We start from the raw sequence: 13,547 nt of genomic DNA, 5'->3' as shown, positions 1-13,547 counted from the left end.
ATCAGGTGACGGCAACGAGACGGGGGTGGAGCGGCCGCGGGGATCGCGTCGAACACCTTCTCTCGTCACAGGGCCGCACAGGATTGCGCCCCGGAGCACATGGTCCCGAGCAGGTGGCGATGTCGTGCCATGCCGGGTCATGGCGAACACTCCCGGCGCGGTGGCGGGTGCGGCGGCGGTCCTCGTGGTTGCCGCCAGCGCAGGAAGATGCCGACGACGCTCATGGAGTCGCCGCAGCACGGACCGGTCGAGCGGAAGGCGGGCGGCTCGTCTTTGTCCGGTGCCGTGGTGGCGGGCCCGGGCGCGGGCTGCGTACCGAGCAGCACGCGGATGCGATSGAGCTTCTCCTTGCGGTYCGGCCCTGTGAGGAAGCCGTAGTGTCGGATGCGATGGAAGCCGCGGGGCAGGACGTGGAGGAGGAAGCGGCGGATGAACTCGCCGGCCTCCAGCGTCAAAGTGCGGTGGCGGGCGGCGCCGTCCTGGCGATAGTCCTTGACGCGGAAGGTGACGGCGCTGCCGTCGAAAGCGGTTATACGCCGAGACGAGATGGCGACGCGGTGGGTGTAGCGCGACAGGTAGGCGAGAACCGCCTCTGGCCCCGCGAAGGGTGGCTTSGCATAGACGACCCAGCGCTTGCGCCGCATCGGCGTGAGATAGCGGGCAAAGGCGCGGGGCTCTGCGAGGTGGGCAAGCGAGCCATGGAAGGCGAGCTTGCCGRCACTGTGGAGAGCGACGAGCCCTTCAAGAAAGAGGCGGCGGAACAGGGCGCCGAGCACCCGCACGGGCAGCAGGAAGGCGGGACGCGACGCGATCCACCGCCCCCCGTCCGGTGAGAGACCGCCGCCTGGCACGATCATGTGGACGGGGGATGGTGGGTCATGGCCGAGCCCCAGGTGTGGAGCACGGCGGTGAGGCCGATACGGGCGCCCAGATGCTTCGGATCGGCAGCGATCCTTGTCATCGTTTCCGTGGAGGCGCGGAACAAGAGGTCGTAGACGGCCCGCTTGTTCTGGAAGGCGACAACGCCGATCTCGGCGGGCAGCGTGAAGACGATGTGGAAGTATCCGACCGGCAGGAGGTCGGCTTCGCGTTCAGTCAGCCAGTCGCGCGCCGCCGCGCCCTGGCACCGTGGGCAGTGCCGGTTGCGGCAAGAGTTGTAGGCGATCCGCCGATGGCCGCAGTCGTCGCAGCCCTCGACATGGCCCCCGAGCGCGGCGGTGCGGCAAGCCTCGATTGCCGACATGACCTTGAGTTCGGCCAAGCTCAGGTGTCCGGCACGGGAAGCTCGGAAGGCGGAACCGGCGATGCGCAGGATGTCGGCAAGCTCGATCGGCGCGCCCATCGCTTCAGCCGGGCGAAGCCTCCTCGCGGTGGAACAGGGCGAGGCGATCGAGCGGGCTGACCACGGCCCGCACCGTGCGCACGGCGACCTTGGCGTAGAGCGCGGTGGTGTCGAGCTTGGCGTGGCCGAGTAGAACCTGGATGACGCGGATGTCGACGCCGTCTTCCAGAAGGTGCGTGGCGAAGGAATGGCGCAGCGTATGCGGCCCGACGCGCTTGGAGATCTCGGCCGCCCGCGCCGCCTCGACCACGACACGATGAAGCTGCCGGGTCGAGATGCCCTGCCCGACAGGCGAATGCTCGCATTCGCCGAAAGGGGCCGGGCCCAGCTCTGCCCGCGAAACAGCCAACCCTCACGGTGAAGGATGCCCTGCCGGTGTCCCTCGACCCACCACTCGCGCAGAAGAGCGAGAAGGTCGGCGGAGAGCATGGCGTTGCGGTCGCGCCCGCCCTTGCCGCGCTCGACGCGCAGGAGCATCCGGGTGGAGTCGACGTCGCCTACCTTCAGGCTTGCGACCTCCGCGGCACGCAGCCCCGCCCCGTAGGCGACGGAAAGCGCCGCCAGGTGCTTGAGGCAGACGGTGGCGCCCAGCAGCCGGCGGACCTCGTCCGGGCTCAGGACATCGGGCAGGCTGCGGGGATAGCGCAGCCGCACCAGCTTGCGGGCGAGATCGGGTYGGTTGATCGTGTGGACGAAGAAGAAGCGCAGGGCCGAGACGATGGCGTTCATCGTCGGCACGCCGAGACCGGCCTCCTGAAGCGCGATCTGAAAGCGGCGCAGGTCTTCAACGCTGGCCGTGTCGGGCGAGCGTCCGAGGAACGAGGCCAGGCGTCCGACGTCGCGCAGGTAGTTGCGCTGCGTCTCAGCAGAGAACACCGCGGCGGCGGGAATGATGGAGGTCGTCATGGGAAGCTCCGTCCGGGTGAAGGAGCCAGGATCGTCCGCCCGCGCCAGGCGACGCTCAATCAGCGCAGCGCGCTCAAATCAGTCCTCCGACAACAAAGCCGCCGCCCCTCCCGCGGAAGTGGGTTCGTTCATCCACCCCGTCCGGTATCGAGCGGCTATTGAAGCAGCCGTCCGGAAGCGGTCGGACGGCTCTCGACCAACTCACGACCTTCAGCTGCCAGGGTGTGGACGACCGCTCGCGCTCGCACCTGCCGTTGGCCTCACCCAAAATGGTTGGAAGGCGACGCCTCAGAGCGCAACGCCATCGCGGTGGCCGACGGGGAGTGTGGATGCAAGGTTCGCTATACCGCACCCTTTTGGCCATGCTTGGATCGCCCCTCTAAGCCGGCGATCTACTCGAAACGCTAGTACGGTTTGCCGGGATCACCTCTGTGCTGGATGCAGCGGTAATTTTCTTCGCAATAAAGCCCCTCAAGATCATTTGCGATTAAGCGGAGCACCGCGGCAGCTGAACTTTTCAGCCGTGCAAGGCGGTGTGTCCGTCGGTAGGCGCTGCGTGATACGATCAAGCCGGATTATGTCTAGCGCAGCGCTGAGCCCTACCCCCTGCCGTTCATAGATAGCATGCGCGTCAGATGCAGGGTAGCTTCACGTTTCAGGGAAAAGCGCAGTGATCTCATAATTCGTAAACCGAACCGTCGATAGGTTATGGCTCCAAATCCCTTTGGTGAACCCTCGGCAGCAGTCTTCGAACGCAGAGCGGCCGGCAAGATCGCGAAGCAGTGCATCTCATGATGAAATTGATTGGCAACATCAGCATCGGCAAACGAATCGTGATCGTTGCCGCCATTCCGACGCTCGCTCTCCTCGGACTGTCCCTGCAAAGCAACGTGGCTATGTATCGCGCGGCGTCGGAAGCGCAGGCTGTCTCCGATCTCTCCTCCAAAGCGTCCGTGATTGGAGCGCTGGTGCATGAGATCCAGAAGGAGCGCGGCGCGTCGGCAGGCTTCATCGGCGCCATGGCGGGTGCAGATTTCGCGTCCCTCTTGGAGAAGCAGCGGCAGGTCGCAGACGAAGCGATCAAACGCTTTGACCTTCTGGATCTCAGGGCGAGCGGGGGTGTCGGAGGACCGGCGTTTGGCGAGCTCGTGAGGACGGCCGAGGCCCGCATCGCCGCGCTGACGGCCATGCGCCAGGACGTCACGTCTCTGAAGGCGAGCGTGCCCGAGGTCGCGACCCATTTTGCTGAAACGATCGGCAGCCTCATCCATCTCATCGAGGCGATGAGCGATCTGACGACGAACAGCCAGATTTCCGGCCGGATCCTCGCCTATTCCGCTCTTCTGCGAGGAAAGGAGAGAGCGGGCCAGGAGCGAACGATCGGGACCGGCGCTTTCGCCGCGGGAAGCTTCACGCCGGAAGGCTACCGGCAGTTTGTCCGCTTCGGGGCGATGCAGGACGTTTTCTTTTCCGAGTTCGGCGCCCGAGCGCAGAGCGAAGACCGACAGGCGCTTGACGCGGTGTTGGCGGGAGATGCCAGCAAGCTTCTGATGCGGCAGCGGGCGGTCGCATTCGAAGGTCCCTTTGGCGGCTCGCTTTCGTCCGTCAGCGGTGAGGACTGGTATCAGGCGGCGACGGCGCGCATCGATGCGCTGAAGACGGTGGAAGACAAGGTCGGGGCCGCTCTTGGTTCTTTCGCTCGGGAGACGGCAAAGGCCGAGAAGCAGGGCCTCCTGATATCGCTCCTTGTGTCCGGTGGTCTTCTCGCCCTGGTCGCTCTGCTCGCAACGGTCGTGACGCGTTCGATCACGCAGCCGGTCGCCCGGATCGTGAAGACGATGCGTAATCTCGCGGCAGGCCGGGCGGATGCGCCGCTCGACGTGACACCCGATCGCAGCGAAATCGGCGACATGGTACGCTCCGTCGCGGTGTTTCGCACGAATGCTGAGGAGCGGCTGCGGCTGGAAGTGGAGATCGATGCCAACCGCTCGCTGTCAGAACGCGAGCGCGTGGACCGAGAGAGGCACCAAGCAGAGGAAGCGGCTGAAGTTCAGTTCGCCGTCGAGCGTCTGGCGGCCGCCCTTGGAGCATTGACCGAGGGCAAGCTGAGCTATCGCATCCAGTCCGCCTTTGCCCCGCGCCTGGAGAAAATCCGTGTCGACTTCAACATCGCCATTGAACAACTTGAGGATGCCATCACGCGTGTCACCTCGAGTGCACAGGCGATCGCAGTCGGTACCCATCAGATTACGACTGCGGCCAACGACCTATCGCAGCGCACGGAGCAGCAGGCCGCTTCTCTGGAGGAAACCGTCGCTGCCTTGTCGGAAGTCACCCGTGGCATCGATGCAACGGCGCAGAAAGCGGATGACGCCCGTGCAGCTGTCTTTACCGCACGAAAGGAGGCTGAGAAGGGAGGCGATGTCGTGACGCGCGCAGTCGCAGCGATGAGCCAGATCGAGCAGTCCTCCGACAAGATCGGCCAGATCATCGGGGTGATCGACGAGATCGCCTTCCAGACCAACCTCCTCGCGCTGAATGCCGGCGTCGAGGCGGCGCGGGCGGGCGAGGCGGGACGCGGCTTCGCCGTGGTGGCCCAGGAGGTGCGCGGGCTGGCGCAGCGTTCGGCGGAAGCGGCCAAGGAGATCAAGGGGCTGATCGCAACCTCGTCGGCGCAGGTCGAGGAGGGCGTAGCGCTCGTCTCGGCCTCAGGCCAGAGCCTTCAGCAGATTGTCGCCCAGGTCGGCGGCGTCACGCAGATCATCACGGACATGGCGCAGGCCGCGCGCGAGCAGTCGCTGAGCCTGAAGGAGGTCTCGATGGCCGCTGACAACATGGACAAGGTGACACAGCAGAACGCTGCGATGGTAGAGGAAACGACAGCCGCCGCGCAGACCCTGTCGGGAGAGACGGAAGAGCTTGCAGCGATGGTCGGCCGCTTCACGACCGGTGCCCCAGAAGCGGCGGCGGTTGTGTCGCGAACGGCTGCCAGGACCCCAGCTCGCGCAAAGCCCGCAGCCGGCCCAACCGTTCAGTTGCGCACTAGCGGCCGCGGGGGCGCTTCGCTGCGCCCGCAGACGGGACCGGAGGATTGGACTGAGTTCTGACCACTCGTCGGGTTGGACGATAGGGAAGGCTCGCGCGGAGCGATCCGAGGTGGATCTTTCTGCCGGAAAGGGCAGAGCGCAATGGCAGCCTACTCGGCCGCTTCCGCCGTCTTCCCCGATGCACGAGCCTTCGCAGCTCTGGCCGCGCCCCACACAGCGACGGCGCCCGGCTTACGGCCGAGGCCGATCGTCCTAGTCAGCGCCGAGCGAGCTAGGGCGTAGTTCGGAGCAACCATCGGATAGTCCGCGGGGAGCTTCCATTTGGCGATAGGCTTCCGGCGTCAGATCGTAGTACGTCATCCTATAAACGGGCAATTAAGCAGTTGCAACGAATTACGAACCGCAGCTCTATTGCGTTGTACGGCGTCATTAGCAGTTTAACCCGGCTTCAACCTCCAATAAATAATAAATGCTCAGGGCGGCGCGCCGATACTTCGAGAGAGGCAGATCGATGAGAATGTCATTTATTGCCACCGTCATCACTGCCTCGCTTGCTGCAATCAGCATAGCGAGTGCCGGCGATCTTCCACACCCAGACGGGCCCGTCGTTCTGACTGTCAGCGGATCAATCTCGAACACGAACGGCGACGGCGCCGCCCGTTTCGACATGGGGACACTCGAAGCGATGGCCGGGCGATCCGCCACGATGGAAACGCCTTGGACCGAAGGGGCCACCCGCTTCGATGGCCCCTTCCTGCGCGAGATCCTTGCAGCGGTCGGCGCGAAGGGCGGCACGCTCCGCTTCGTTGCGCTCAACGACTACGCCTCCGACATCCCGTCCGCCGACGCGACCGACCTCGATACGATTCTCGCCACCCATATGAACGGCAAGCCGATGTCGGTCCGCGAGAAGGGCCCGCTCTTCCTGATATACCCCTTCGACCAGTCGGCCGACCTCTACAACGAGAAGTACTTCTCCCGTTCCGTTTGGCAGGTCAAAGAGATCAAGGTCATCGAATGACCCCGACGCTCGTCGGCGGCAAGGACGAAGTGGTCAGGACGACGCGTGCCACATGGGCCTCTCTCGCCTCCTCCGTCATCCTCCTTGCGCTCCTCCTCGCCGCGTACGCCAACCTCGCCGCCCGCAGCGGCGACTTGCAGGATGGCATCCGCGAGGATGCCCTCTGGGCGGTCTACCAAGTTGGGCGGGAGTCCGCTTCGCTTTCCGCCACCCTGCGCGACGCCCTCGACGACGGCTCCGCCGAGGCGGCCGAGGCGGAGGCACTCGGCTTGCGCTACGACATCCTGTTCTCCCGCATGGGCGTGCTGGAAGGAGCGAAGTACGGTTCATACTTTGCCGACGACGGTGAGATCCGCGGGCGTCGAGCAGAGGCCCGGCGACTGATCGCGGCGATGCAGCCGACCTTCGACGCCCTGCGGGACGGCAAGGCGGACCTACAAGCGCTGCACGCGGCCGCCTCGGCAACCAACCGCCTCGTCTCGGCCTCCGAGACCCTCCTGCTGCGCACTAACGCGGCCGTCTCGGCGGCTCGAGCCGATGCGCGCGCGGAGCTGCTCCGTCTCCAGGACGTGACCGCGTGGATCGTTCTGGCCCTCGTCGTCTCGGTCGGCATGCTCGTCTTCAGCCTCTGCCGCCGCCTGCGCGCCACCCATGTCATCGGCGAGCGCATCCAGGTGGTTGTCGACGAGATGCGCAAGGCGTTCGCCGCCGCCGAGGCCGGAAACCGAGCCAAGTCCGAGTTCATGGCAACGATGGGCCACGAGATCAGGACGCCGCTGAACGCGATCCTCGGCATGTCTGAGCTTCTCGCCATGTCCGACCTGTCCGCGGACGATCGCGAGAGCGTCGCGGCGATCGGCTCTTCGGGCGCGGCACTGCTCGAGGTGATCAACGAGATCCTCGACTTCACGAAGATCGAGCACGGTGACCTCGTGTCGGAGCGCGTCCCGTTCGACCCGGCCGAACTCGTGCGCGAGGCGACCGTGGTGGCGAACGTGCGCGCGCTGGAGCGGGGCAATTCCATCTTGTTTGAACGCACGGAGGTTTCTGGTTACTACGAGGGCGATCCGGCCCGACTGCGCCGCGTCCTCCTCAACCTTCTTAGCAATGCCGCGAAGTTCACCGAGAACGGCTGCATCCGTGTCTCACTGCGCGAGGTGGGCACGCCTGAAAGCCCGCGTCTGCGCTTCGACGTAATTGACAACGGCATCGGCATCGCGCGCGAGGCCAGACCGCTCCTTTTCCGTCCCTTTAGCCAAGTCGACGGCTCGATCAGCCGCCGCTTTGGAGGTACGGGCCTCGGACTCGCGATCTGCAAACGTGTAGTGGAGGCGGCGGGCGGCGAGATCGGCGTCGATAGCGCGCCGGGCGTCGGAAGCCGTTTCTGGTTCGAGGTCCCGGCCGACAGGGCGGAGGCGGCGCCCGCTCCCGAGACCTTCGCCGCGGACGGCTTGGGCTCGTCGACGTACGGTGACGTCCTTGTCGTTGAGGACAACGCCTTCAACCGTCGCGTCGCCGCGCGCTTCCTTGAGCGCCTCGGTCACCGGGCGACCTTCGCTGAGAACGGGGAGGCTGCCGTGGCGCTGGCCGTCGCAGGAACCTTCGACCTCATCCTTATGGACATGCACATGCCCGTCATGGACGGCATCGAGTCCACCCGCCGCATTCGCGCGGCCGGGGTGACGGCGCCTATCGTGGCTCTAACCGCGAACGCCTCCGAGTCCGACCGGGAGCGTTGCGCGTCCGCTGGCATGGACGGGTTCGAGACCAAGCCCATCCCGATGGACCGCCTCCGCGCCCTCGTGGACAGGTGGTGCGGAGACAGGGTCCCGGCCGGGGGCACCGAAACCGCTTCGCCCGCCCCAGCGGCAGGCAACGGCGAGGCGGCGGACGACATGCCGGAGCTGGACGGCGCACGCGTGGCCGATCTCGTCGCGGCGCTCGGAGAGGACGGGCTCGCAGAATTGCAGGAAGAATTCCGGCGCGACGCCCGCGATCTCCTCACTGAGCTCTCGGCCGCGTTCATGGGCGGCGACGCAGCGACCGCGGACCGCGTCCTCCACACGATCAAGGGCGCCGCGTTCAACGTGGGATACCGCGGCATCGCCGCCCTCGCGGAGCAAGTACGTGCCGGGAGCGGCGACGCAGCCCTCGAACGACTGGAGAGTGAACTGGGGCGAGTGTCCTCCGACGGCATGACGCAAGGGATGGCAGCATGACCGAGACGAAGACCACCGTCCTCCTCGTCGAAGACAACCGCACCAACCTCCTGCTCATGAGGAAGCTCGTCGAGCGGGCGGGCACCTTCGAGGCCGTTTGCTTCTCCGACCCTGTCGAGGCGGCCGCGAGTCTTCGGTCGGTCCGCTTCGACATGGCCGTCGTGGACCACCAGATGCCCGGGATGAGCGGCATCGAGCTGATCGGCCGCATCAGGGCAGACTCGAGGAACGCCGACAAGCCCTTGGTGATGGTTACGGCCGATGGAGACTCCGAGCTACGCCTCGCCGCGCTGCGGGCGGGAGCCGTTGAATTCCTCTCCAAGCCGATCGACCCGGTCGAGTTCTCGGCGCGCATCGCGAACCTCGGTCGCCTCTGCGAGGCACAACGCAAGCTCGCCGACAGAGCGGAATGGCTCCGCTCCGAGGTGGAGGCGGCGACGGCCAAGCTGCGCCGCCACGAGGAGGAAATCATCCGGCGCCTCGCCCTGACGGCGGGCTACAAGGACGACGATACGGCCGCCCACACCGTGCGCATGGCGAGGATGTGCGGCGACATCGCCCGCCAGCTGGGGCTTCCGGCCGACGAGTGCCGGGACATCGAGCTGGCGGCTCCCATGCACGACATCGGGAAGGTTGGCATCCGCGACGACGTCCTCCAGAAAAGGGGCAGGCTCGAGGATGCAGAGATGTGCCACATGCGCGAACACTCTAGGATCGGCGGAGATATCCTCGGTGGCTCCGAAAGCGACCTGTTGCGGTTGGCATCCACGATCGCAACGACCCACCATGAGCGATGGGACGGCACGGGCTACCCCGCCGGCCTTTCGGGAGCGGCAATACCTCTGCCCGGCCGCATCGCCGCCGTGGCCGATGTCTTCGACGCGCTGGTGAGCAACCGCCCTTACAAGAATGCGTGGATCCGCGAGGACGCGATTGCATACATTGCCGATCAAGCCGGAAGGCATTTTGACCCTGTCTGTGTTACGGCGTTTTTAGCCGTTGTAGGGCGTGAAAGGTCGTCGATTGATGCTGAAACACAGGCTGCCCAAGTGCGAACTTCGGCAAGGGCGTGTCCTACTGAATCATTACGACATCGCGGTGAGCGAGATCACGGTGGCGAGTTACATCGTCTTCAAGAGATGACGCGTTGATCAGAGCAGGCACGGCGATGCGCAGGGCCTGATGCAGCGTGACCAAGAGAAGAATCTGCCAGGAGTGCAGACCCAGCGCCGCTCCTCCCTCGCGCTGACCTTTCCCAACAGCCGCGAAGGCACTTCGCAGGATTTCGGTCAGGTAGGCGACGAAAGACAGCTACTTTATGCGGCCGCCGCGACGTGGAACTGGACCTGCCGCCTGCCGCTACGCTTTCCGGCATAGAGCGCCTGGTCGGCGTTACGCAAGAGCGTCAGAGGGTCCGCTCCATCGCGAGGCGCAAAAGTGAACCCGATCGTCGCGCTGACGCTTGTTAAGGTGTCGTCGGCCAAGCGGATCGGCTGCTCGATGGCTTCGATAATCCTGCGTCCAAGATCGAGGGCTTGGTGGGGCTCCTTGTAGCCGGGGACGATGACGGCGAACTCGTCGCCGCCGAGTCGCGCCGCAAAATCTTCCGGCCCAAGACTCGCCATCAGCCGGCGAGCAACCTTCTGAAGCACAAGATCTCCGGCCTCATGGCCCTGCAAGTCATTTACTGCCTTGAAGCCGTCGAGATCGAGGTAGGCGACGGCAAACTCACGTCCCCCTTCCATGAGCGAACGCGAGGCATGGTCGATGCGTTCGAAGAGCAGCACGCGATTGGGAAGTCCGGTCAGAGCGTCATGCGTCGCGCGCCACTCGCTGTCGGCAACGGCCCGCGCGGCCGAGGACGTCTGCCTGATGAACAGGAATGTCAGCGCCCCGAATGCCAACGCTACGATCGCCCAAGCGGGAATCGCCATGGCCAGGAGCTCGTCACCAGGACGAGCACCTTCCCATTGAAGCGTCACGCCCTGTTGGTGGTCCGCCATCAGGAGTAGCGCGTGCGCGTCGGGCGCCTCCGCGCTATCCACGATCCTCAGGCTTGGCAGAAGATAGATCCGCGCGAACTCCGAGAGCATCTGGGTATCAAGCGTGTCGACGAGCACCAGAACGTGCCGCGGTCCCTCGTCAGCAGCATCCGCCACGAGGGGTCGGATAGGCACGATCGCAGCGATCGCCGGCTTGCCGTCCGCAAGAATGAGGCCCGAAGTTGAGCCCTCGGCGCCTTTGGCGCGTTGCTCGGCCAAGAGTTCTTCATAACCGCCCGCAAGGAGCCTGGAAACCACATCCTCGGAGCGTTCGCCTCTAACCATGGCATAGCTTGCACTCCCGTCCGGCATGACGACGAACGCCATATCAAATCCGAGGTTCTCGAAGGTCGGTCGTCCAATGTTTTCGTCCGCCCATGTGGCATCGGGTGACACGACAAGGCGTTCCACAGCCTCGTCCCATGCACCGTAATCCATCGCGGTTTTCTCGATGTGCTCGCCGCGCACCTTCACAGCGCCCTCGGCAAGTTTCGTCTGCTCTCGCTGCGCGACGGATGTCTGGTAGTCGGCGATCAACCACAGTACGCCCAGCAGGCCGCAAAGCAGCACGGCTACAAGGACAACGGCGACGTTTGTAATCTTTGCGACGAGCTGTCTAAGTCCTGCTGGAGACTGTTTCATGAGCTTGCGTACCTTTCGCACACGATCATGCGCCGACTTACGTCAAGGATCCGTTCTTTGGTCGCGTTAATTTCGAAGGCGGAAGTTCCGGTTAGGAAGTCGTCTTTGAAGACGGGTGGCTAAATTTGCGGAAGGTCGGCTTCCGTCTGGTGGTCATTTGAAGCCTGACAAATAGGTTTACATTTTACCGGACCTTCTCAACGCGTAGGCCTTCCGCTCGAACTTTCGCCTATGTTTTATCCGCCGTGAGGACTGGGAAGCCTAGCTTGATGGCGAGCGCCATGCAGGAGAGCTTGGGGTGGCGCAGCCCTTCGTCAGAAGCGTCGAATTGACGAGCGTTCCGCCGACCGGCGCGCGAAGGGCGCTTTGCGTCAGGGCTCGTTCGGCCGCCGCTATCTGATCCTCAATCTCAGCCAGCTCGCCGATGATCTGGGTCAGCTGAACCGCCTCGTCGCGAGCGGTCGTGCCAAGTAGCTCCTGGCTGTTGGCCTCCAACTCGCCGAGCCGGTCTGTGGCAATGTCGCGTTCGGCGACGAGGCCGAAGAGGCGTGAGCGTGCGCTCAGGAGCTGGTCCTCGCTCGCCCACAGATCGCGCCGGGAGATATGATCGGCATCGGAGAGGCGGCGCAGGCTCTCTGCCTGATCGTCATAGATCGCGATCTGGTGTTCGAGCGTCCCGATGCTGCGCTCCAGGCCGTCGAACTTGGCTTCGGCGGCACTGGCCTGTCGCCGCAGCGCTTCGAGGCCAGCCTCCAGCGAGACGAGGCCCTCAAGGCGGGCGCGCATCTGTTCCAGACGAAGCTTCTCGTCGAGGGACAGATCGAGCTGCGCCGTTTCGCTGCCGGATCCGCCGGCCTTCGAGCTCACGGCGCCGTCGACGAGGACGATCGAGGCCCGGAGCGCGTCCTTGTCGGATATTTGGGCGCTGCGGGTCGTCCTGAGGCGTTCCTCGATCGCGGCAAGCGTCGCGCGTCGCGACTTCAGCCGGGTGAGTTCGGCGCGGGCGACGGCCGGATCGAGTCGAGCGATCGTCGCGCCGGCCTCGACCCGGTCGCCGTCGTGGGCGAGGATCTCGACGACGGTGCCGCCGGTCAGGTGCTGGACGAGCTGATTGAAGCCGCTGGACACGAGAGAGCCCTGGGCGATCACGGCCGACGACAGGGGAAAGGCGAATCCCCACAGGACGAACAGTCCGAAGCAGAGGAGGATCGCCTGCGACGCGCCGCCGATGATATCGGAGGTGCCCGTAGCGACACCCTCGGCCGGCGCGCAGTCCGTGGGCTGGACGGGGGCGGCGGAGGCGTTGGCTTCGTCGGCCGTTCCGGCTCCGGCGGAGCGGTCGCGCCGCATGAAGGCTTGCAGGAAGGAGGGCATGGTCATCGGCATCACGCCTGCCCCATCGAGCGGTTGATGAGCGGGGCAGGGCTCGTCTCGGGGGCGAGGGAGCCGGGGCCGGGATCGGCCCGTTCGCCCGCCGTCGGCACGGCCCGCCGCAGGCCGTTCGCCCCGTGCGAGGTCTGGGTCGCCAGGATGGCCGGGCGCTTCCCGTCCGCGCCGGGTCTGGCGGTCTGCGGAAGGGTGATCTGGACCGGTTTCGCCGTGCCGTCCCGCACCATGAGCACATGGTCCGCCCGTGTGACGATCGCCTGCTTCTGGGAGACGACGAAGGAGGTGCCGGCCGATCGCATCTGGTCGATCGTCGCTATGAGCCGGGTTTCGAGGTCGGAATCGAGATGAGCGAACGGTTCGTCGAGGACGACGAGCCGCGGCTTGCCGATCAGGGCGCGGGCGAGGGCGATCCGCTGCAGAAGCCCGGCAGGGATCTCGGCGTCGATTTGCCCGACGATCTCCTGATAGCCCTGCGGAAGTGACAGGATCGCCTGATGGGCGCCGGCGCGGTTCGCGGCCTCATAGATTGTCGGCATGCCGAGATCGGCACGGAACCGGGCGATATTGCTGGCGATGGTGCCGTGGAAGAGGTTAGGGAGCTGGGGCTGGTAGCCGGAGATCGACGCCCACTGGTGGCGCGGATATCGTGCGGTGGGAATGCCGTCCATCGTCACCCGTCCCGCATCGGGCTCGCTCGCCCCGGTCACGATCCTCGCCAGAAGGCTCTTGCCGCCGCCGGATGGCCCGATCAGGACGAGTAGCTTGCCCGGCGCGAGTTCGATGTTGATATCGTCGAGCACCGGATGGTGGCCGGCGGAGCGGTGATCCACGCGGATAGCCGGGGGACTGTCAGGAGTTCTGTGCGGGAGGCCGTTTTCGTCAGAGGACGAAGCGGTCTGCAAAGACGACAGCGAACTGCGTCTTGGCCTCTATCCACTC

Annotated in this window: 8 protein-coding genes and 3 pseudogenes; 4 read left to right on the top strand and 7 right to left on the bottom strand. The window is 65.3% G+C overall.

Features of this window, described 5'->3' with window-relative positions; genetic code table 11:
* Positions 1-137: 137 nt before the first annotated feature.
* The 3 genes and pseudogenes from ASG62_RS15870 to ASG62_RS28085 all read right to left on the bottom strand — a co-directional run.
* Positions 138-1,342, bottom strand: a pseudogene (locus tag ASG62_RS15870) (IS91 family transposase).
* A gap of 4 nt (positions 1,343-1,346) precedes the next feature.
* Positions 1,347-1,592 (bottom strand): tyrosine-type recombinase/integrase, encoded by a 246-nt coding sequence (locus ASG62_RS28090; RefSeq protein WP_274532627.1) that lies wholly within the window; start codon positions 1,590-1,592, stop codon positions 1,347-1,349.
* Positions 1,593-1,726: 134 nt separating this feature from the next.
* Positions 1,727-2,248: pseudogene (locus tag ASG62_RS28085) on the bottom strand (tyrosine-type recombinase/integrase); the annotation flags it as partial.
* Positions 2,249-3,039: 791 nt separating this feature from the next.
* Between ASG62_RS28085 and ASG62_RS15860 the strand changes: the two are divergent.
* The gene (locus tag ASG62_RS15860; RefSeq protein ID WP_056698746.1) at positions 3,040-5,355 is read left to right on the top strand and encodes a methyl-accepting chemotaxis protein; all 2,316 of its coding nucleotides are present in this window, start codon (positions 3,040-3,042) and stop codon (positions 5,353-5,355) included.
* A gap of 89 nt (positions 5,356-5,444) precedes the next feature.
* Here ASG62_RS15860 and ASG62_RS25730 read toward each other — a convergent pair.
* Positions 5,445-5,652 (bottom strand): annotated as a pseudogene (locus ASG62_RS25730) (MucR family transcriptional regulator); the annotation flags it as partial.
* A 112-nt stretch (positions 5,653-5,764) separates the two neighbouring features.
* Here ASG62_RS25730 and ASG62_RS15855 point away from each other — a divergent pair.
* The 3 genes from ASG62_RS15855 to ASG62_RS15845 are packed head-to-tail and all read left to right on the top strand — an operon-like array spanning position 5,765 to position 9,686.
* Positions 5,765-6,316 (top strand): molybdopterin-dependent oxidoreductase, encoded by a 552-nt coding sequence (locus tag ASG62_RS15855; RefSeq protein WP_244487675.1) that lies wholly within the window; start codon positions 5,765-5,767, stop codon positions 6,314-6,316.
* Positions 6,313-8,535 (top strand): ATP-binding protein, encoded by a 2,223-nt coding sequence (locus tag ASG62_RS15850; RefSeq protein WP_056698753.1) that lies wholly within the window; start codon positions 6,313-6,315, stop codon positions 8,533-8,535. The genes ASG62_RS15855 and ASG62_RS15850 overlap by 4 nt, the downstream gene beginning before the upstream one ends.
* Entirely contained in the window at positions 8,532-9,686 is a 1,155-nt protein-coding gene (locus ASG62_RS15845; protein WP_056698757.1) for an HD-GYP domain-containing protein, read from the top strand. Before ASG62_RS15850 ends, ASG62_RS15845 begins: the two co-directional genes overlap by 4 nt.
* Positions 9,687-9,851: 165 nt before the next feature.
* On the opposite strand, the gene ASG62_RS15840 is transcribed toward ASG62_RS15845, so the two are convergent.
* The 3 genes from ASG62_RS15840 to ASG62_RS15830 form a co-directional block, all read right to left on the bottom strand.
* On the bottom strand, positions 9,852-11,219 hold the full coding sequence (locus tag ASG62_RS15840) for a diguanylate cyclase domain-containing protein (RefSeq protein ID WP_056698760.1): 1,368 nt from the start codon (positions 11,217-11,219) through the stop codon (positions 9,852-9,854).
* A 261-nt stretch (positions 11,220-11,480) separates the two neighbouring features.
* Positions 11,481-12,599, bottom strand: a complete 1,119-nt coding sequence (locus ASG62_RS15835; protein ID WP_162246050.1) for a biotin/lipoyl-binding protein — start codon at positions 12,597-12,599, stop codon at positions 11,481-11,483.
* Positions 12,600-12,604: 5 nt separating this feature from the next.
* The gene (locus tag ASG62_RS15830; protein ID WP_056698764.1) at positions 12,605-13,438 is read right to left on the bottom strand and encodes an ATP-binding cassette domain-containing protein; all 834 of its coding nucleotides are present in this window, start codon (positions 13,436-13,438) and stop codon (positions 12,605-12,607) included.
* Between the last annotated feature and the right edge of the window lie 109 nt (positions 13,439-13,547).

The sequence above is a fragment of the Aureimonas sp. Leaf427 genome (assembly GCF_001425485.1).
Lineage (GTDB): Bacteria > Pseudomonadota > Alphaproteobacteria > Rhizobiales > Rhizobiaceae > Plantimonas.
The sequence above is the reverse complement of the archived record's forward strand: the minus strand, read 5'-3'. Positions and strand labels throughout refer to the sequence as shown.

Bases quoted from the DNA above. Each gene is read 5' to 3' on its own strand.
- ASG62_RS15845 (WP_056698757.1), top strand. From the start codon at position 8,532: ATGACCGAGACGAAGACCACCGTCCTCCTCGTCGAAGACAACCGCACC.
- ASG62_RS15850 (WP_056698753.1), top strand. From the start codon at position 6,313: ATGACCCCGACGCTCGTCGGCGGCAAGGACGAAGTGGTCAGGACGACG.
- ASG62_RS15835 (WP_162246050.1), bottom strand. From the start codon at position 12,599: ATGACCATGCCCTCCTTCCTGCAAGCCTTCATGCGGCGCGACCGCTCC.
- ASG62_RS15860 (WP_056698746.1), top strand. From the start codon at position 3,040: ATGATGAAATTGATTGGCAACATCAGCATCGGCAAACGAATCGTGATC.
- ASG62_RS15855 (WP_244487675.1), top strand. From the start codon at position 5,765: ATGCTCAGGGCGGCGCGCCGATACTTCGAGAGAGGCAGATCGATGAGA.
- ASG62_RS15840 (WP_056698760.1), bottom strand. From the start codon at position 11,219: ATGAAACAGTCTCCAGCAGGACTTAGACAGCTCGTCGCAAAGATTACA.